The sequence below is a fragment of the Microbacterium caowuchunii genome (assembly GCF_008727755.1).
Classification (GTDB): domain Bacteria; phylum Actinomycetota; class Actinomycetes; order Actinomycetales; family Microbacteriaceae; genus Microbacterium; species Microbacterium caowuchunii.
In genome coordinates, this window is sequence record NZ_CP044231.1 from 2,468,012 (window position 1) to 2,487,402 (window position 19,391).

Genomic DNA, 19,391 nt, shown 5'->3' on the forward strand with positions numbered 1-19,391 from the left:
GCATCGTGCTCAGCAAGTCCGAACGCGCCTATCAGTGGGTGCGCGGCCGGATCACCGGGCGCGAGTACGCCGCCGGACACCGTCTGGTGCTCGGCACCATCGCCGACGAGCTCGAGATGAGCGTCGTCCCGGTGCGTGAGGCCATCCGGCGCCTCGAGGCGGAAGGGCTGGTGAGCTTCGAGCGCAACGTCGGCGCACGCGTGGTGTTCCTCGATGAGAGCGAGTACGTCTTCGCGATGCAGACCCTCGGCCTCGTGGAGGGATCCGCCACCGCACTCTCGGCGCCCCTGCTCACGGCGGAGGACCTGGATCGTGCCCTGGCCGTCAACGACCGGATGCAGGCGCTCCTCGACGACTTCGACCCGCACGAGTTCACCCGCCTCAATCAGCGGTTCCACTCCGTCCTCTACGAACCGTGCCCGAATCCGCACCTGCTGGATCTCGTGCACCGCGGATGGGGGCGGCTCGCGCACCTGCGGGACAGCTCCTTCGCCTTCGTGCCCGGTCGCGCACGGCACTCCGTCGCCGAGCACGTCGAGATCATCCGGCTCATCCGCTCCGGTGCCGATCCGCTCGAGATCGAGCTGGCGGCACGCAACCACCGCTGGCGCACGATGGACGCCTTCCTCGCCGCTCGTCGTGACGACGGGACCGCACCGAACCCCTCGGAGACACCATGACCGACAGCTCCGCACCGGCCCCTGGGCGGCACGTCCCCGAGGGGCTTCCGGAACGCATCCGGCACTACATCGACGGGGCCCTCGTCGACTCGATCGACGGCGCCACATTCGACGTGCTGGAGCCCGTGTCGAACGAGGTGTACGTCCGGGCCGCCGCCGGCCGGGAGGCCGACATCGCGTCGGCCGTCGCTGCCGCCACGCGGGCCTTCGACGAGGGGCCCTGGCCCCGGATGCTGCCCCGCGAACGCTCCCGCATCCTGCACCGCATCGCGGACATCGTCGAGTCCCGCGACGCCCGGCTCGCCGAGCTGGAGTCGTTCGACTCGGGCCTGCCGATCACGCAGGCCCTCGGCCAGGCCCGCCGCGCAGCCGAGAACTTCCGCTTCTTCGCCGATCTGATCGTGGCCCAGGCCGACGACACGTTCAAGGTGCCGGGTCGGCAGATCAATTACGTCAACCGCAAGCCGATCGGCGTGGCCGGACTCATCACGCCGTGGAACACGCCGTTCATGCTCGAGTCGTGGAAGCTCGGCCCCGCGCTCGCGACGGGCAACACCGTGGTGCTCAAACCCGCCGAGTTCACGCCGCTGTCCGCATCCCTCTGGCCGGAGATCTTCGAGGAGGCGGGGCTGCCGCGGGGCGTGTTCAACCTCGTCCACGGGCTGGGCGAGGAGGCCGGCGACGCACTCGTGCGGCACCCCGGCGTGCCGCTCATCTCCTTCACCGGCGAGAGCCGCACGGGCCAGCTCATCTTCGCCAACGCCGCCCCGTTCCTCAAAGGCCTGTCGATGGAGCTCGGCGGCAAGAGCCCCGCGATCGTGTTCGCCGACGCCGATCTGGACGCCGCGATCGACGCCACGATCTTCGGCGTGTTCTCGCTCAACGGCGAGCGCTGCACCGCCGGATCCCGCATCCTCGTCCAGCGGGAGGTGTACGACGAGTTCGTCGAGCGGTACGCCGCCCAGGCGGAACGCGTCAGAGTCGGCTACCCGCACGACCCGGAGACCGAGGTCGGCGCGCTCGTGCACCCGGAACACTTCGCGAAGGTCATGCGCTACGTCGAGATCGGCAAGTCCGAAGGGCGGCTGGTCGCCGGCGGCGGACGGCCGGAGGGCTACGCGTTCGGCAACTTCGTCGCCCCCACGGTCTTCGCGGATGTCCCTCCGGACGCGCGGATCTTCCAGGAGGAGATCTTCGGCCCGGTCGTGTCGATCACCCCGTTCGACACCGAGGAGGAGGCGCTCGCCCTCGCGAACGACACGAAGTACGGTCTCGCCGCCTACGTGTGGACGAACGACCTGAAACGGGCGCACAACGTCGCTCAGGCGATCGAGGCCGGCATGGTGTGGCTGAACTCGAACAACGTCCGTGACCTGCGCACACCGTTCGGCGGGGTGAAGGCCTCGGGTCTCGGCCACGAGGGCGGATACCGCTCGATCGACTTCTACACCGACCAGCAGGCCGTGCACATCACGCTCGGCGACGTGCACAACCCCACCTTCGGCAAGCACCCGTCCCCGGACGAGGTCGCCGCCGCATCCGCGGATGCCGAGAGCTGAGCCCAGAGAGCAAGGACGCTGACATGACCCGTCTCGACGCCCGCACCCCCACCTCGTCGGGCTTCTCCGTCTCGCAGGAGGCGCCGATCCACTCCGACGACCCGATCCCGACGCCGATGGCACCGGCGCCCGACATCCTCCGCTGCGCCTACATGGAACTCGTCGTCTCCGATCTCGCCGCATCCCGCTCGTTCTACGTGGACGTCCTCGGGTTGTACGTCACGGAGGAGGATGCGGATGCGGTGTACCTGCGTACCACCGAGGAGTTCATCCACCACAACCTCGTGCTGCGCCGGGGACCGGTGCCCGCCGTCGCGGCGTTCTCCTACCGGGTGCGCACCCCGGAGGACCTCGACCGGGCGGTCGCGTTCTACACCGAACTCGGCTGCCGCGTCGTGCGTCGCCCGGACGGCTTCACCCGCGGCATCGGCGACTCCGTGCGTGTGGAGGACCCGCTCGGCTTCCCCTACGAGTTCTTCCACGACACCCGGCACGTCGAACGGCTCTCCTGGCGCTACGACCTGCACACCCCGGGCGAGCTGGTGCGGCTGGACCACTTCAACCAGGTCACCCCCGACGTGCCGCGGGCGGTGAAGTTCATGCAGGACCTGGGCTTCCGGGTGACCGAGGACATCCAGGACGACGAGGGCACCGTGTACGCGGCCTGGATGCGGCGCAAGCCCACCGTGCACGACACCGCGATGACCGGTGGGGACGGACCGCGGATGCACCACATCGCGTTCGCCACCCACGAGAAGCACAACATCCTCGCGATCTGCGACAAGCTCGGCGCGCTGCGCATGTCGGACCGCATCGAGCGTGGCCCGGGCCGCCACGGCGTGTCCAATGCGTTCTACCTGTATCTGCGCGACCCCGACGGACACCGCGTGGAGATCTACACGCAGGACTACTACACCGGCGACCCGGACAACCCGGTCATCACCTGGGACGTCCACGACAACCAGCGTCGCGACTGGTGGGGAAACCCCGTCGTGCCCTCCTGGTACACCGAGGCCTCCCTGGTGCTCGACCTGGACGGCGAACCGCAGCCGGTGACCACTCGCACCGACGCCAGCGAGATGGCGGTCACGATCGGTGCGGACGGCTTCTCCTACACCCGCCCCGAGCCTGCGGCACCCGTGGTCGCGCAGGGCGAGTACAAGCTCGGGAACCAGCTCTGATGGATGCCGGGACGATCGCGTCGATCGCGGCGGAACTCGCCGAGGCCGACCGCACCCGGGGCGTGATCCCGCGCATCACCGCGCGCCACCCGGACGCGACCGTCGATGACGCGTACGCGATCCAGGCGGTGTGGCGGGACTCCCGGATCGCCGCGGGCCGTCGCCTGGTCGGCCGGAAGATCGGCCTCACGTCCAAAGCCATGCAGCAGGCGACCGGGATCAGCGAGCCGGACTACGGCGTCATGTTCGACGACACCGTCTGGCAGAACGGGTCCGTCATCCCGTTCGACGACTTCTCGAACGTGCGGGTCGAGGTCGAGCTCGCCTTCGTCCTCAAGGAGCCGCTGGAGGGTCCGGACTGCTCGCTGTTCGACGTGCTGCGGGCGACGGAGTACGTGACCCCCGCGCTCGAGGTGCTGAATTCGCACGTCGCGCTCGAGGGCCGGACGATCGTCGACACGATCGCCGACAACGCCGCGTACGGGGGGATGGTGCTCGGCGGCAACCCGATGCGCCCGGACCGGATCGACCTGCGCTGGGTGTCCGCGCTGCTGTACCGCAACGAGTCGATCGAGGAGACCGGTGTCGCCGCCGGCGTCCTCAACCACCCCGCCACCGGCGTGGCCTGGCTGGCGGACAAGTTCCACCAGCACGGCGCGCGCCTGGAGGCCGGCGAGATCATCCTGGCCGGGTCGTTCACCCGGCCGATCGCGGTCTCCCGCGGTGACAGCATCCTGTGCGACTACGGACCGATGGGGACCATCACATGCCGCTTCACCTGAGCGCGACCCTGCGTCACCGCATCGCCGCATCCGACCGCCCCCTCTTCGGCGGGTGGATCTGCTCCGGGTCACCGGTGCTGGCCGAGATCATGGCGGGATCCGGTCTCGACTGGCTGATGATCGACATGGAGCACGGGCCGAACTCGCTGGAGAGCGTGCAGGTGCTGCTTCAGGTGACCGCCGCGTACCCGGTCACGACGGTCGTGCGCGTACCCGCGAACGACGCCGTGTGGATCAAGCGGGTGCTGGACGTCGGCGCCCAGACGATCATGGTGCCGATGGTGTCCACCGCCGAGCAGGCGGCCGAGGCCGTCGCGCACGCGTCGTACCCGCCGAGGGGGCACCGGGGAGTCGGCAATGCCCTCGCCCGATCCGGCCGCTGGAACCGCGTGGCCGACTATCTCGCGAACGCGGCCGAATACACGTCGGTGATCGTGCAGATCGAGACGGCGGAGGGCGTCGAGAACGCCGAGGCGATCGCGGGGACGCCCGGGGTCGACGGGGTGTTGATCGGCCCCAGTGACCTCGCCGCATCCATGGGCCTCATCGGGCAGCAGACGCATCCGGATGTCGTCTCCGCGGTCGAGCGCGCCTTCGCCGGCGTACGGGCCGCCGGGAGACCCGTCGGCGTGAACGCGTTCGCCGAGTCCGCGGCGAAGGGCTACGCCGCCGCCGGCGCGGAGTTCCTGCTCGTCGGAGCCGATGTGAGCCTGGTCGCGCGCGGCGCGGAGTCCCTCGCCCGCACGTTCCTCCCCGCCGCCGACCCCACCCCCCACCCCTCGTCCTGAGCGCCCCTTTTTCCCGCGAGACTGCATAGGCGGCACGAGACTGCGGCTGGTTACATCCGTCTCGTGGCGTGCGTGCAGTCTCGCGGGGGGCGGCGGGGGTGGCGGGGCGGGGGGCGGCATACGGCGGCATGGGTGTCAACGGACGCGGGGCGGGGATCCGGGCGTGACACGCTGAGGGTATGAAGAGGGATGTCTCGGCGACCATCGCCCTGTCCGTGACCGAACCGGCGGACCTCGTCTTCGCCGTCGCGGTGAGCGCCGGCATCCCGGCACGGGAGAGCCTGCGGGTCACGGTCGACGACGCCGAGCTGGACGTCGCGGAGATCCCCGACCTGCACGGCACCCGGCTGCACCGCGTGCTCGCCCCCGTCGGCGGACTCGTCCTGACCTACTCCGCGACGGCGGACCCCGACGCGGCGCCGGACGCGGGGACGCCTGTCGCGGGGACGGATGCGGCTGACCGCATCCGCTACATCCGTCCGAGCCGGTATGCGGAGTCCGACGTCCTCGCCGCGACCGCCGCCGCTGAGTTCGGCGGGATCGAGCGGCCCGCGGACCTCCTCGCGGCCGTGTCGTCCTGGGTGGGCACGCGCCTCGCGTACCTCGCCGGGGCGTCCCTGCCGACCGACGGGGCGGAGCGGACGCTGCTCGCCCGGCGCGGGGTGTGCCGTGACTTCGCGCACCTGTGCGTCGCGCTGCTGCGGGCACGCGGCATCCCGGCCCGGCTGGTGTCCGTCTACGCGCCCGGGCTGAGTCCGATGGACTTCCACGCGGTGGCGGAAGCGTGGGTCGACGGCGCATGGCGGGTCGTCGATGCGACCGCGTTGGCACCCCGGCAGACGCTCGTGCGGATCGCGACCGGACGGGATGCGGCGGACACGGCGTTCCTCACCGTGCTCTCCGGCCGCGCCGAGTTCGACGGGCTCATGGTGACCGCCGTCGCCGAGTCACTCCCCGCCGACGACGTCACCCGCCTCGTATCCCTCCCCTGACCGCCATCCGCTCCGCGCGAAACTGCATCCTGCGCACGAGACTGCATCCTGCGCACGAGACAGCGCGTGGCACGGTCCGTCTCGTGCCCGGCGTGCAGTCTCGCGGGAACGGCGCAGCCCGGGCCGGGCATGTCGACCGCGCGGTGGGGCACCGGCACGGTCGTCACCGGACCTCCGCAACCGGCCCGATCGTGCCAGGGTGGAGGGATGAAGACCTGGATCGTCCGCTTCGTCTCCCTCTACGTGTTCAACCTCGTCGTCCTGGTGCTGATCGGCGTACTGCTGACGAGCGTCCGGGTCGGCTGGGCGGCGTTCTGGGCCGCGCTCGTCCTCACCGCCGCGACGATCTGGCTGAAACCCCTCGTGCAGAGGATGTTCCGGAGCATCGCAGCCCGCTCGGCGGAACGCCGCACCCGGCTCGGTGAGAAGCTCGTCCAGGGGCTCGTCGTCTTCGTGGTGGAGGTCGTGGTGTGGATCGCCGTCGTCCTGCTCTCCGGCGTGGACGTCCGCGGATTCCTGTGGGGATGGATCATCCCGCCGCTCGCCCTGCTCCTCGCGTTCGCCGCCTACGACCTCATCGACGACCGCATCGAGGCGCGCGCCGGCGCGCTCTACGATCGCGCGCTCGGCGGTCGCCGCGGCAGCACGGATGGCGCGACCACCCGCGGGACGGCGGCGCCGCCGATCCCCGAGCCCGCCGGACGGCCCGCCGCCGCAGCGCCCCGCCCGGCCGCATCCCGGGCCGAGGAGACCCCGCGCAAGGACCGCTACGACGGACTCACCGAGGAGCAGCGCCGGATGCTCGACGACCTCGGCTGATCGGACCGTCGGCACGCCACCCCGCACCGCCCGCGATGCCCCGGTTCCCCCGCCCCGGAACACCGCGAGACTGCACGCACACCACGAGACGGACGTAACCAGCCGCTGTCTCGTGCTGCCTATGCAGTCTCGCGGGAAAGAGAAGGCGGCTCAGGATGCGGCGCGCTCGGCCGCCTCGACCACGTTCATCATGAGCAGGGCCACCGTCATCGGACCCACGCCGCCCGGGTTCGGCGAGAGCCACCCGGCGACCTCGGCCACCGCGGGGTCGACGTCGCCGAACACCCGGGACTTGCCCGTCTCCGGGTCCGCCTCGCGGGTCACGCCGACATCCAGTACCGCGGCGCCGGGCTTGACGTCCTCGGCCCGGACGAGGTGCTTGACCCCGGCCGCGGCCACGACGACGTCCGCCTCACGGATGTAACGGGGCAGATCCACTGTTCCCGTGTGCGTGAGGGTCACGGTCGCGTTGATATCGCGGCGGGTCAGGAGCAGGCCGATCGACCGGCCGATCGTGACCCCGCGGCCCACGACCACGACGTGCTTGCCGGCGAGGTCGTAGCCGTTGCGCTGCAGCAGTTCGATGACGCCGCGCGGCGTGCACGGCAGCGGCGTCGTGATCGGGGCGTTCACGTTCAGCACGAGCCGCCCGAGGTTCACCGGGTGCAGCCCGTCGGCATCCTTGGCCGGATCGATCCGCTCCAGGATCGCGTCCGTATCGAGGTGCTTCGGGAGCGGCAGCTGCACGATGTAGCCGTGGCAGGTGGGGTCCGCGTTCAGCTCGTCGATGAGCGCTTCGACCTGCTCCTGCGTGGCGTCCGCGGGGAGCTCACGCTGGATGGAGTTCATCCCGATCGCCTCGGACTGCTTGTGCTTCATCCCGACGTAGAGCTGGGATGCCGGGTCCGCCCCGACGAGCACGGTCGCGATGCCGGGGGTCGTCCCCTTCTCCACGAGCGCCGCGACGCGTGCGCGCAGCTCGTCCTTGATCGCGGCCGCCGTGGCGGTGCCGTCGAGTTTCTGAGCAGTCATGCCGTCCCTCTCTTCACGTCGTCGTGCGTCTTGACCGGGGCATCGGATGCCGACCGGATGTCCGGGCCGGTGCGGGCACGGGTTCGCACCCGCACCGCACCGACCACACGACCCAAATCACTATGCCCGTAGGTATCTACGGTTGGCAACCGCGTTTCCGGTCAGCGGACTACTGCTGGAGGCCGGGGTACAGCGGGAACGCCGCGGTCAGGGCCGCGACGCGCGCCCGCAGCGCCTCGACATCCGCGTCCGGGAGGAGCGCCCGGGCGATGATGTCGGCCACCTCGGTGAACTCCGCGTCACCGAAACCACGGGTCGCGAGCGCGGGGGTGCCGATCCGCAGCCCCGAGGTCACCATCGGCGGCCGCGGGTCGTTGGGCACCGAGTTTCGGTTGACGGTGATGTGGATCTCGTGCAGGAGGTCCTCCGCCTGCTTGCCGTCGATCGCGGCGTCGCGCAGGTCCACGAGGACGAGGTGCACCTCGGTGCCGCCCGAGCGCAGCGTGATGCCCGCCTCGGCGACGTCGGGCTGGCTCAGCCGCTCGGCGAGGATCGCCGCGCCGCGGACGGTCCGCTCCTGGCGCTCCCGGAACGCGGGCGTCGCCGCCAGTTTGAAAGCGGTCGCCTTCGCCGCGATCACGTGCATGAGCGGGCCGCCCTGCTGCCCCGGGAAGACGGCGGAGTTGATCTTCTTCGCGATGTCGGCGTCGTTGGTGAGGATGAAGCCGGAGCGCGGACCGCCGATGGTCTTGTGCACGGTCGAGGACACGACGTGCGCGTGCGGGACCGGGTTCGGGTGCAGACCCGCCGCCACGAGACCGGCGAAGTGCGCCATGTCGACCCAGAGCAGGGCGCCCACCTCGTCGGCGATCGCGCGGAACGCGGCGAAGTCCAGCTGGCGCGGGTAGGCCGACCACCCGGCGATGATGACCTTCGGCTTGTGCTCGAGGGCCAGACGACGGACCTCGTCCATGTCGACGAGCGACGTCTCCGCATCCACGCCGTAGGCGACGATGTCGTACAACCGGCCGGAGAAGTTCAGCTTCATCCCGTGCGTGAGGTGACCGCCGTGGTCGAGCGAGAGGCCGAGCAGGGTGTCGCCGGGGCGGGCGATGGCGTGGAGCACCGCGGCGTTCGCGGAGGCGCCCGAGTGCGGCTGAACGTTCGCGAAGCCGGCGCCGAACAGCGACTTCGCGCGTTCGATGGCGAGCTCCTCGGCCACATCGACCTCTTCGCAGCCGCCGTAGTAGCGACGACCGGGGTAGCCCTCGGCGTACTTGTTGGTCAGCACCGAGCCCTGCGACTGCAGGACGGAGACGGGCACGAAGTTCTCCGAGGCGATCATCTCGAGGTAGCCGCGCTGACGCTCGAGCTCGCGCTCGAGGACCTGGGCGATCTCGGGATCGACTTCGGCGAGAGGGGCGTTGAAGACGGGGTCGGTCATGGCTCTCCTTGACGGCGGCATCGGACGAATGGGATTCCGCACCGGCCCAGGCGTACGGCCGGATACCGTGTCGGTCGCTCCCCGGTGGTAGCCCACCTCAACGCCAGTCGCGACGCGAACGAGCATACCGGATGCGGACCGCTGCCACCCGAGCGGGTGCGCGCGAACCCGCGAACCGGACGACGGTCCTGGAGCGCGCGACGCGGTCTTGTTAGCGTCGGGACATGCCCCTCGGACTGATCCCGTATCCGCGTTCCGTGCAGATGCGCCGAGGCACCCTCCCCCTCGACCCGGGATCGTCCGTGTCCGGGATCGGCGAGACGGCCTCCGCGGCAGCGCAGCGCCTCGTCGGGGAGCTGGCCGACCGCACCGGGATCCCGCTGTCCGTCGCCCCACCCGCAGCAGAGGGCGGTGCCGGAACGACGATCACCCTCCGCCTCGACGACACCGCGGGACGCGCCCCGGAGTCGTACCTGCTGGAGGCCGGGCCCGAGGGCGCGACGATCGAGGCCGCGGACGCCGCCGGTCTCCAGTACGCCACCCGCACGCTCGTCCAGCTGCTCTCCCCCGGCCGGCCGGAGGATCCGGCGGCATCCGGATGGCATCTCCCGGCGGTACGGATCGAGGACGCGCCGCGCTTCCGCTACCGCGGGCTCATGCTCGACGTCGCCCGGCACTTCTTCCCGGTGGAGGTCGTCCTGCGCGTCATCGACCGGGCCTGCGCACTCGGACTCAACCATCTGCACCTGCATCTGAGCGACGACCAGGGCTGGCGGCTGGCGCTCGCCTCCCGCCCCGAACTCGCCGAGCGGGCCTCCGCCGGTGCGGCGCAGGGGGACCGCGGCGGTTTCTACACGCGCCGGGACTGGGACCGGATCATCGCGCACGCAGCCGCGCGCCGGATGACGGTGGTCCCCGAGATCGACATGCCCGGGCATACGCATGCCATGGGGCTGGCGTATCCGGAGATCGCCGCCGAACCGGTCATCACCAACGAGGTCCGCGCGGCCGTGACCGAGTTCGGCGGAGGGATCCCGACGCCCGGACGGCCGTATCCGGGTTTCGCGGTGGGGTTCTCCTCGCTCCGCATCCACGAGGAGGCGACGTACGACGTCCTCGCCGATGTGTTGTCGGAGCTGGCCGGGATGACGCCGGGCCCTTATCTGCACATCGGCGGGGACGAGGCGCTCGGCACCCCGCCGGAGGACTACGCCGTGTTCATGGCGCGGGTCACGGGGATGGTCGCGGAGCTCGGCAAGACCCCGATCGCCTGGCACGATGCCGGAACCGTCGCCACCCTCGCACCGGGGACCGTCGGCCAGTACTGGGGGTTCGTCCGCCCGGCCCCCGGCTCGGCGGAGGCAGCGCGCGGCTTCCCCGCCCGCGGAGGCGGATTGGTCCTCTCCCCCGCGGATACCGCCTACCTCGACATGAAGGTCGAACCGGGTGACCCCCTCGGTCTGGACTGGGCGAACGGCCCCACCAGCACGGAGGCGTCATACCGATGGGAGCCGACGGACGTGATCCCGGGGATCACCGAGTCGGACATCCTGGGGGTCGAGGCGGCCCTGTGGACGGAGACGATCGCGACGGAGGCCGACATCGAGGCGATGCTGTTCCCGCGCCTGGCCGCGGTGGCGGAGATCGCCTGGTCGCCGGCGAGCGGACCGGAGCGCACCTGGGAGTCCTTCCGAAGCCGCCTCGCGGTGCTCGCCGAGGGGTGGGCGGCGACCGGACTGCGCTTCACCCGCACCCCCGGCGTCCCCTGGCACAGCCCCGGGACCGGGCCGGCCGTGGACCGCGACGCTCGTAGACTGGACGCGTGACCGACCCGAACTCCGTGCCCGCACCGTCCGACCCGCAGCCCCGCGGCGAGCGGGACGTGGACGACGCCCTGCCCGCCGGTACACGGCCGCCGCTGCGAGCGCTGGACCTCCTCGGGTTCCTCTGCCAGATCGTCGCCTTCGGCGTCCTCGCCGTGTGGGGCTTCGCCATGTGGCCGTTCCCGTGGAACATCGTCGTCGGGATCGCGACGCCGCTCGCCGCCATCCTGATCTGGGCGCTGTTCGTCTCGCCGCGCGCGGTCTTCTCGGTGCATCCGTTCGTCCGGGCGGTCGTGGAGCTGCTCGTCTACGCCGCCGCCACCGCCGCACTGTGGGCCATGGACCTCACCTGGGTGGGTGTCGGCTACGCGGTGGTGGCTATCGCGGTGGGTGCCGTGTCGGGACGCCGCCGCTTCGCATGACCGCCCCCGACGTGGTCGTCGCCCGGCTCACCGAAGCACTCGGGGAGCGCGTCGACACGTCGGATGCGGCACGTCACGCCGCCCGTGCCGACAAGTCCGGGCACTCCTCCGCAGGGCCCGCCCTGGCCGTGGTGAACGCCCGGTCGGCCGCCGACGTGCAGGAGACCCTCCGGATCGCCACCGCCACCGGCACGCCCGTCGTCACCCGGGGCGCCGGGACCGGACTGGCCGGCGCCGCCAACACCGGCCCGGGCGAGATCGCCCTGTGCGTGCGCGCGATGGACCGCATCCTCGAGATCCGACCGGACGACCTCCTCGCCGTGGTGGAGCCGGGGATCCTCAACGCCGACCTCAACGACGCCCTCGCCCGCGAGGGGCTCTGGTGGGCGCCCGACCCCGCCAGCCGGTCGATCTCCACGGTCGGCGGCAACATCGCCACGGGCGCCGGGGGCTTGCTCTGCGCCAAGTACGGGGTCGTCCGGGATGCCGTCCTCGGGCTCCAGGTGGTGCTCGCCGACGGCCGTCTCCTGAGCCTCGGCCACCGCAGCGTCAAGGGCGTGACCGGGTACGACCTCACCTCGCTCATGATCGGCTCGGAAGGCACCCTCGGCGTGGTCGTGCAGGCGACGCTCAAGCTCCGCCGGCTGGTCGCGGGTGACGTGTGCACGCTGACCGCCGTGTTCGCGGACGTCCGTGCTGCTGCCGCAGGCTCGGCAGCGGTCACCGCCTCCGGCATCCAGCCCGCCGTCATGGAGCTGATGGACGCCGCCAGCCTCTCGGCCGTGCACGACCTCCTGGGCCTGGACTCCCCGCTCGCCGGCGCGGCCCAGCTCACGATCCAGACCGACGGCCCGGCCGCGGTCCCCGAGGCCGAAGCGATCTCGCGCATTCTGCGGGAGCGGGGAGCCGCCGTCGTCGTCTCGGGCGACCCCGCCGAGGGCGAACGTCTCCTGGACGTGCGGCGCGCCATGCACCCGGCCATGGAACGACTGGGGACGACGCTGATCGAGGACGTGTCGGTGCCGCGCTCGGCGCTCCCCGCGATGTTCGAGGAGATCGCCCGCATCGAGCGCGCCTACGGGATCGTCATCCCCACCGTGGCCCATGCCGGCGATGGCAATCTCCACCCGAACTTCGTCTTCGACGGCCCCGACGTCCCGGACGCGATCTGGGCCGCGGCCGCGGAGCTGTTCCACGCCGCGCTCCGCCTCGGCGGCACCCTCACCGGGGAGCACGGGATCGGCGTGTTGAAGCGGCGCTGGCTCGGCGAGGAGCTCGGCGACGACCAGTGGGAGCTGCAACGCCGGATCAAGCAGGTGTTCGACCCCGCCGGCATCCTGAATCCCGGCAAGGTCTTCACCCCCTGACCAGGAATCGGCCCGAGCGGGAGCACGCAACGCCCTTTCCACCCTGTTCCGAGCCGCCCTGTTCCGAGCGAGGTTCCCGCCGCACCTCCGGTACACCGTCGAACGGTTGTGGATCCGTGATATGAACCCGACCCCGTTCGGACGGCTCTCCCTTACCATGAAAGGACTTATCATTCGCAGGGGGTGAGCGCGTGACCGATCTGGTTACCGGGCCGACGTCGCAGGCCGAGACGACCAACGCGGTGTCGTCCGCCGGATCAGGCGACGCCGAGACGACGGCGTATGCCTGGGCGCCGGAGGAACCGGCTCCCAAGAAGCGACGCCTGGGACTCTGGATCGGCATCCCCTCCGCGGCCGTCGCGATCGCAGCCGTCGCCGCGTCCCTCATCCTGATCGCTCCCGGCACGGCCGTGGCCGGAGTGCCCGTCGGCGGGCTCACCGTCGGCGGCGCTGCGGACGCCCTGCAGAGCCGGCTCGCGTCCACGACCATCGAGGTGGAGACGCCCGCCGGCACGGCGCAGATCACCGGCGCCGACCTCGGTGCTTCCGTCGACGCGCGCGCTCTGGCCGAGAGCGCGTTCGCCGCGCACCCGATGTGGAACATCACGCAGTGGAACTCCGCCCCGATGGAGGCCGAGATCACCGTCGATCCGGTCCTCACCGAGCAGGCGCTCCGGGATGCGGCCGGCAGCGCGTACTCCGCGCCGGTCGACGCCTCGGTCGCCTTCGACGCGGCCTCCGCCTCGTACACCACGACCCCGGCGGTCGAGGGCCAGGGTCTCGACCCCGCCACCGTCACCGCCGCCCTGGAGGACGCGTTCACGAGCGGGACCGGCCGCACGACGATCGACGGCACCTTCGTACCGATCGAGGCGGCGCTCACCACCGCGGAGGCCGACGCGGCCGTCGGACAGCTCAACGGCATGCTCGACACGGTCGGCTTCTACGTCGGCGAAGAGCGCACGGTCCCGATCGACCGCGCGGTCGCCGCATCCTGGCTCACCGTGACGGATCTCGACGGCAGCATTGCGCTGTCCGCCGACGCCGCCGCCATCCAACCCTCGGTCGACGCGCTGCCCGGTCTGGTCGACCGCTCCCCGGTGAACGCCACCGTCGTCACCGACACTGCGGGGAACGTCCTGCAGGAGCTCACCCCGGGCGTCGCCGGACGAGCCGTCGGCGACACCTCCGGCGTGGCGGACGCCTTCGCCGCCCAGTTGGCCACGGGGAACGCCGCCTATCAGGTCCCGGTCACCGAGACCGCCTTCGAGACGACGACCCTCGCACGCAACATCGACGTCAACCTGTCCTCGCAGCGCGCGACGCTGTACGAGAACGGGCAGGTCGTCTACAGCTGGGCGATCTCCTCGGGCTTGTCCGGCACACCCACACCGACCGGCAACTTCACGGTCTTCGCGCACGTGCGGATGCAGAACATGGGCTGCGGACCCACGTCCTCGTACTGCACGGAGGACGTCCCGTGGGTCACCTACTTCGCGCCCGACATCGCCTTCCATGGCGCGTACTGGCACAACAACTTCGGCAGCCCGATGAGCCACGGCTGCGTGAACATGCGCATCTCCGAGGCCAAGTTCGTCTTCGACTGGGCCCCGAACGGCACCCCGGTGTCCGTGCACTACTGACCCGCTCGCAGCAGGTACGCGAAAGGGGCGGATGCTGATGCATCCGCCCCTTTCGTCGTACCCGGGTCGGGTCAGAGCGCGTCGATGATCCCGTTCAGGGTCGCGGACGGACGCATGACCGCCGAGACGAGGGCCTCGTCCGGGTGGTAGTACCCGCCGATCTCGACGGGCGACCCCTGAACGGCGGCGAGCTCGTCCACGATGGCCTGCTCGTTCGCCTGGAGCTCGGCGGCGATCGGCGCGAAGATCGCGGCGAGTCCGGCGTCCGCGGTCTGCGCCGCCAGCTCCTGCACCCAGTACAGCGCGAGGTAGAAGTGGCTTCCGCGGTTGTCGATGGAGCCGAGCTTGCGCCCCGGGGACTTGTCGTTCTCCAGGAAGGTCCCGGTGGCCGCATCCAGCGTGTCCGCGAGGACCTTGGCCTTCGCGTTGCCGGTGAACTCCGCGTAGTGCTCGAAGGACGCGGCCAGCGCGAAGAACTCACCGAGCGAGTCCCACCGCAGGTAGTCCTCGCTGAGCAGCTGCTGCACGTGCTTGGGCGCAGAGCCGCCGGCCCCGGTCTCGAACAGCCCGCCGCCGGCCAGCAGCGGCACGATGGAGAGCATCTTGGCGCTCGTGCCGACCTCGAGGATCGGGAACAGGTCGGTCAGGTAGTCACGGAGGACGTTGCCGGTGACCGAGATCGTGTCCAGACCCTGGCGGATGCGCTCGAGCGAGAAAAGCGTCGCCTCGGCGGGCGCGAGGATCTCGATCTGCAGGCCCTCGGTGTCGTGGTCGGCGAGGTAGGTCTTCACCTTCTCGATGAGCTGCGCGTCGTGCGCACGCGTCTCGTCGAGCCAGAAGACCGCGGGGGAACCGGTCGCACGGGCGCGCGTGACGGCGAGCTTCACCCAGTCGCGCACGGCGATGTCCTTGGTCTGCGTGGCGCGCCAGATGTCGCCCGCTTCGACCGCGTGCTCGAGCACGACGTCGCCGGCCGAGTTCACGACCTGGACGACCCCCGTCCCGCTGATCTCGAACGTCTTGTCGTGGCTGCCGTACTCCTCGGCCGCCTGCGCCATGAGACCGACGTTGGGGACCGTGCCGATCGTGGCGGGGTCCAGCGGGCCGTTCGCGATGACGTCCTCGATGACCGCCTGGTAGACGCCCGCGTAGGACGAGTCCGGGATCACGGCGAGCGTGTCGTCCTCGCCGCCGTCGACGCCCCAGAGCTTTCCGCCGTTGCGGATCAGCGCGGGCATCGATGCGTCCACGATCACGTCGGAGGGGACGTGCAGGTTCGTGATCCCCTTGTCGGAGTTCACGTAGGACAGGCGCGCCCCGTTGGCGAGGTCCGCGGAGATGGCCTTGGCGATGTCCTCGCCGCCCTCGACCTTGCCGAGCGCGGACAGGATCGCACCCAGTCCGTTGTTGGGGGTGACGCCGGCTGCCGCGAGCGCGTCGCCGTAGGTGTCGAACACGTCGGCGAAGTACGCCTTCACGACGTGCCCGAAGATGATCGGGTCGCTGACCTTCATCATGGTCGCCTTGAGGTGCACCGAGTAGAGCACGTCGTCGGCCTTGGCCGTGGCGATGGTGTCCGCCAGGAAGGCGTCCAGCGCCTTCGCGGAGAGGAACGTGGCGTCGATGATCTCGCCGGGCAGGGTCTTGATGCCGGACTTCAGGGTCGTCGTCTCACCGTCGGCGCCCACGAAACGGATCGTGAGGACGTCGTCCTCGGGGCTGACCCAGGAGATCTCGTTCGTGCGGAAGTCGTCGTGCCCCATCGTCGCCACGCGGGTCTTGGAGCCGGAGGGGAAGGGCTTGTTCACGTGCGGGTGCTTGCGCGCGTAGTTCTTCACCGAGAGCGGCGCACGGCGGTCACTGTTGCCCTCGCGCAGAACCGGGTTGACCGCGGAGCCCTTGATGCGGTCGTAGCGCGCGCGGATGTTCGTCTCGTCGAGGGACGACGGCTCGTCCGGGTAGTCCGGCACGTCGAAACCCTGCGACTGGAGTTCCGCGATGGCGGCCTTCAGCTGCGGGAGGGAGGCCGAGATGTTCGGGAGCTTGATGATGTTCGCCTCGGGCAGGGTCGCGAGCGCGCCCAGCTCGGCCAGCGCGTCGCCGACGAGCTGCTCGGGCGTCAGCCGCTGCGGGAAGGCTGCGAGGATGCGGCCTGCGAGCGAGATGTCCCGCGTCTCGATGTCGACTCCGGCCTGGCCGGCGATGGCCCGCACCAGGGGGAGGAACGACGCCGTCGCGAGAGCCGGAGCCTCATCGGTGTGCGTGTAGATGATGGTGGAATCAGGCACGTGTCGTCTCTCCGTCGATGTCCAGGGATCACCCACCAGACTACCGCACGCGCGAAAACTATCTCGACGTCGAGAGATCTCGGCGCGGGGGGCGTTCGGTCAGCGCATGCCGCGCGACTGGGCCGTGCGCGGGTTCGCCAGAGAGTCCTCGGGAACGTCCACCGCACGCATCCAGCCGGGGCCCTCGACAGGGACGCCCGTACGCGACAGTCCGGCGGTCGCGGCGTCGACGGCCGCGGCGACCTCGGCGGCCAGCGCATCGCCGGCGATCATCGCGGTGATGATCCGGACGCTGCCGTCCTCTTCCGGTCTCTGTTCGATGACGACGGAGGCCCGCAACGACAGCGGGCCGATCCGGGAGCGCAGGGCGGCGAGCCCCGTGCCGGTGAGCAGGGTGTCGCCGATCAGGGACCCGCGCCGGAGCAGCCGTACCTGCGCCGCCGTACCCGCCGGCACCGGTCCCGGCTGGAAGCCGGTGTCCGTGAGGCCCGCGGCCACCGCGGCGACGTAGTCCGCCGCCGATGCGGCGGGCACCCGCACGACGCATCCGGCGGGGACGCCGTGCCCCCCGACGACGCTCTCCTGCCAGGGGCGGACGGTCGCCCGGGTCACCCGGGCCACCCCTGCGCGAGTTCGCGCTCCGTCTGCCGCATGCCCTCGATCCAGTTCTGCAGGACGGTGCACGCGGCATCCAGTACGGCGTTGAGCTCGATCATGCTCGTCGACCACTGCGCCTGCGCACTCCGGTAGGCACGCTCGGCGTCCCCTGACCACGACCCGCTCAGACCCTGAGCGGCATCCTCGAGCTTCTGCAGTTCCGCCGCGATGCCGACCCGGGACGCCCGCAGGGAGGCCAGTGCCGCCTCCGCGGCGCCGAACTCGAGCGTCACCCCGCCCGCGCTCACTCCGCTCCTCCCGACGGGCGGCGGCCGAGCTCGTCCGAGATGCGGGCGCGCAGCGCCGCACCCCGTGCCAGCAGCCGCTCCCGATCTCGGGCGAGCTCGGCCGCAGGGTCGGGCTCCCCCGCCTGCTCGGCGCGCTCGCGTTCGGCGTCGGTGAGCGCGGCCAGGCGCGCGCGGGAGGCCTCCCGGACGGCCTGAGCCTCGGGCGAGGGGTCGTCACCGGACATGATCGCCGCGAGGGTGGTCTCCCCGAGATCGATCCGCCCCTGCAGCACGGACCACTCCCGTCCGAGCGCACCGCTGCGGGCGCGGCGGGCGAATGCCTCTGCGGCATCCTCGTCCTCGTCCGTCTCCCCGATGCGACGGGCACCGAGCGCGATCTGCTCGATCGCCTCCACGCGCTGCCTGGTCTGTTCGATCAGCTCGACGAGCTGTCCATAGGCGGATCCGCTCATCGCGCGTACCTCTCCCCCGTGTTCACCAGGAACTGCATCAGGTCCTCCACGAGCAGGAGCGTCTCCACCAGCTGGGCACGAGCCTGCACCGCGCCCTCGATCGCATCGAAGATGGTGTCGACGACCGTGTAGATCAACCGCACCAGGGAGAACACCTCCGTGACGAGGATCGCCCCCTCCACCGCGGCGACGATCCAGCCCGCGATCGGGATCGCGGCTTCCGCCGCGATGCGCAGGAGCTTGACCGAGATCTTGTTGAGGATGAACCCGATCGTCGCGGCACCCGCCTTCGACACGATCACGAGGGTGCCGACCGTTCCGGAGACGGAATCGCAGGCGGCACCGACGCCGTACATCGTCGTGCCGAGGGCGACCATGCCGCCGCGGAACGCGAGCCCCGCCTCGCCATCCCAGAACTCGCCCTGCTCCACGAGTCCCGCGGCGTTGTCCGCCATGGCCCGGCTGGCCTGCCCCAGGTGCTGCCAGGCGAGGGAGACCTCCTCGATTCCGGTCCAGTCGCCGGCGAACGGCTTCATGATGACGTCTTCGAGGAGGCTGAATCCGGCCACCTGCTCGAACACCCAGTCGACTCCGCCCAGGAGCGGACCCGCACCCCACCGCATGGACTCGATCTCGCTCTTGGCCGCGTTCGGGGTGACGAGGTAGCTGGACGGGTCCTGCCGCTCGATGACGCCGGTGGGCCCGCGCCCCCAGCTGTCGGCCGCGGACGAGATGTCCTCGACGATCCCCCGCGTGCCCGTCACGAGGCCCTTGCCCGCGTCGTAGGCCTGCCCGAACAGCCAGGGCTCCGCATCCCCGTGGCCCGCCGGGGCGCCGCCCGCGGCCGCGGGGAGCGTCGGGCCGCCCGCCCGGGGGTCGGCGAAGGGCGGGACGCCCGCACCGATGGACCGCATCGCCTGCGCGGCGGCCTCGTACGTGCGCTGCTCCTGCGCGGCATAGGCCGCGGCAGCGCCGTCGACCTTGTCCGCGGCGGTGCGGAGCACCGTGCCGAGGCCCTCCAGGATCTCCACCCCGACGACGGAGACCGCGAGGGAGATCCCCGTGAACGGCAGCAGGATGATGCCGGTGTCCGACGGCGTCAGCACGCTGTGGCTCTTGACGTACGCGACCATCGCCGGCACATGCTCGTCGCTCTGGCGGCGCAGCACGGCGGACGATAGTGCGAGTTGTGCGTAATCGACGCGCATTCGGAC

Annotated in this window: 18 protein-coding genes and 1 riboswitch; of the genes, 11 read left to right on the forward strand and 7 right to left on the reverse strand. The window is 71.0% G+C overall.

Translation table 11 applies throughout. The features are described 5' to 3' along the window. The first annotated feature begins 2 nt into the window (after window positions 1-2). From F6J84_RS11780 to F6J84_RS11810, 7 genes are all read left to right on the forward strand, one after another. Complete coding sequence (locus tag F6J84_RS11780) at window positions 3-680, forward strand: GntR family transcriptional regulator (protein ID WP_150974802.1); 678 nt, start codon at window positions 3-5, stop codon at window positions 678-680. Continuing rightward, window positions 677-2,239, forward strand: coding sequence for a 5-carboxymethyl-2-hydroxymuconate semialdehyde dehydrogenase (gene hpaE, locus F6J84_RS11785; protein WP_150973977.1), 1,563 nt, complete (start codon window positions 677-679; stop codon window positions 2,237-2,239). The genes F6J84_RS11780 and hpaE overlap by 4 nt, the downstream gene beginning before the upstream one ends. Window positions 2,240-2,262: 23 nt before the next feature. Continuing rightward, window positions 2,263-3,420: a 3,4-dihydroxyphenylacetate 2,3-dioxygenase gene (gene hpaD, locus F6J84_RS11790; protein WP_150973979.1), complete on the forward strand. Its 1,158-nt coding sequence runs from the start codon at window positions 2,263-2,265 to the stop codon at window positions 3,418-3,420. Further along, the gene (gene hpaH / locus F6J84_RS11795; RefSeq protein WP_150973981.1) at window positions 3,420-4,202 is read left to right on the forward strand and encodes a 2-oxo-hept-4-ene-1,7-dioate hydratase; all 783 of its coding nucleotides are present in this window, start codon (window positions 3,420-3,422) and stop codon (window positions 4,200-4,202) included. Before hpaD ends, hpaH begins: the two co-directional genes overlap by 1 nt. Beyond that, entirely contained in the window at window positions 4,187-4,990 is an 804-nt protein-coding gene (locus F6J84_RS11800) for an HpcH/HpaI aldolase family protein (protein ID WP_150973983.1), read from the forward strand. The genes hpaH and F6J84_RS11800 overlap by 16 nt, the downstream gene beginning before the upstream one ends. A 179-nt stretch (window positions 4,991-5,169) precedes the next feature. Beyond that, entirely contained in the window at window positions 5,170-5,982 is an 813-nt protein-coding gene (locus tag F6J84_RS11805) for a transglutaminase-like domain-containing protein (protein ID WP_150973985.1), read from the forward strand. 207 nt (window positions 5,983-6,189) lie between these two features. Continuing rightward, a complete protein-coding gene (locus tag F6J84_RS11810; RefSeq protein ID WP_150973986.1) occupies window positions 6,190-6,801 on the forward strand; it encodes a hypothetical protein in 612 nt (203 codons plus the stop codon). Between the two features lie 150 nt (window positions 6,802-6,951). Here the strand turns inward: F6J84_RS11810 and F6J84_RS11815 are convergent, their stop codons facing one another. Further along, the gene (locus tag F6J84_RS11815) at window positions 6,952-7,833 is read right to left on the reverse strand and encodes a bifunctional methylenetetrahydrofolate dehydrogenase/methenyltetrahydrofolate cyclohydrolase (protein ID WP_150973988.1); all 882 of its coding nucleotides are present in this window, start codon (window positions 7,831-7,833) and stop codon (window positions 6,952-6,954) included. 169 nt (window positions 7,834-8,002) lie between these two features. Beyond that, entirely contained in the window at window positions 8,003-9,277 is a 1,275-nt protein-coding gene (gene glyA / locus F6J84_RS11820) for a serine hydroxymethyltransferase (RefSeq protein ID WP_150973990.1), read from the reverse strand. Between the two features lie 37 nt (window positions 9,278-9,314). Next, window positions 9,315-9,398: riboswitch (ZMP/ZTP riboswitch) on the reverse strand. Window positions 9,399-9,501: 103 nt separating this feature from the next. On the opposite strand from glyA, the gene F6J84_RS11825 reads away from it, so the two are divergent. The 4 genes from F6J84_RS11825 (at window position 9,502) to F6J84_RS11840 (ending at window position 14,532) form a co-directional block, all read left to right on the forward strand. Further along, window positions 9,502-11,103: a beta-N-acetylhexosaminidase gene (locus F6J84_RS11825; RefSeq protein ID WP_150973992.1), complete on the forward strand. Its 1,602-nt coding sequence runs from the start codon at window positions 9,502-9,504 to the stop codon at window positions 11,101-11,103. Beyond that, entirely contained in the window at window positions 11,100-11,522 is a 423-nt protein-coding gene (locus F6J84_RS11830) for a YrdB family protein (RefSeq protein WP_150891987.1), read from the forward strand. Before F6J84_RS11825 ends, F6J84_RS11830 begins: the two co-directional genes overlap by 4 nt. Continuing rightward, the gene (locus F6J84_RS11835) at window positions 11,519-12,889 is read left to right on the forward strand and encodes an FAD-binding oxidoreductase (RefSeq protein ID WP_150973994.1); all 1,371 of its coding nucleotides are present in this window, start codon (window positions 11,519-11,521) and stop codon (window positions 12,887-12,889) included. Before F6J84_RS11830 ends, F6J84_RS11835 begins: the two co-directional genes overlap by 4 nt. 191 nt (window positions 12,890-13,080) lie before the next feature. Then, on the forward strand, window positions 13,081-14,532 hold the full coding sequence (locus tag F6J84_RS11840) for a L,D-transpeptidase (RefSeq protein ID WP_150973996.1): 1,452 nt from the start codon (window positions 13,081-13,083) through the stop codon (window positions 14,530-14,532). Window positions 14,533-14,603: 71 nt separating this feature from the next. Here the strand turns inward: F6J84_RS11840 and F6J84_RS11845 are convergent, their stop codons facing one another. The 5 genes from F6J84_RS11845 to F6J84_RS11865 form a co-directional block, all read right to left on the reverse strand. Further along, window positions 14,604-16,820, reverse strand: coding sequence for an NADP-dependent isocitrate dehydrogenase (locus F6J84_RS11845; RefSeq protein ID WP_150973998.1), 2,217 nt, complete (start codon window positions 16,818-16,820; stop codon window positions 14,604-14,606). Between the two features lie 99 nt (window positions 16,821-16,919). Continuing rightward, window positions 16,920-17,432 (reverse strand): hypothetical protein, encoded by a 513-nt coding sequence (locus F6J84_RS11850; protein WP_150974000.1) that lies wholly within the window; start codon window positions 17,430-17,432, stop codon window positions 16,920-16,922. After that, the gene (locus F6J84_RS11855) at window positions 17,429-17,725 is read right to left on the reverse strand and encodes a WXG100 family type VII secretion target (RefSeq protein ID WP_150891992.1); all 297 of its coding nucleotides are present in this window, start codon (window positions 17,723-17,725) and stop codon (window positions 17,429-17,431) included. The genes F6J84_RS11850 and F6J84_RS11855 overlap by 4 nt, the downstream gene beginning before the upstream one ends. Beyond that, on the reverse strand, window positions 17,722-18,177 hold the full coding sequence (locus F6J84_RS11860; RefSeq protein WP_150974002.1) for a hypothetical protein: 456 nt from the start codon (window positions 18,175-18,177) through the stop codon (window positions 17,722-17,724). The genes F6J84_RS11855 and F6J84_RS11860 overlap by 4 nt, the downstream gene beginning before the upstream one ends. Further along, window positions 18,174-19,385, reverse strand: a complete 1,212-nt coding sequence (locus tag F6J84_RS11865; protein WP_150974004.1) for a hypothetical protein — start codon at window positions 19,383-19,385, stop codon at window positions 18,174-18,176. Before F6J84_RS11865 ends, F6J84_RS11860 begins: the two co-directional genes overlap by 4 nt. Window positions 19,386-19,391: the final 6 nt, after the last annotated feature.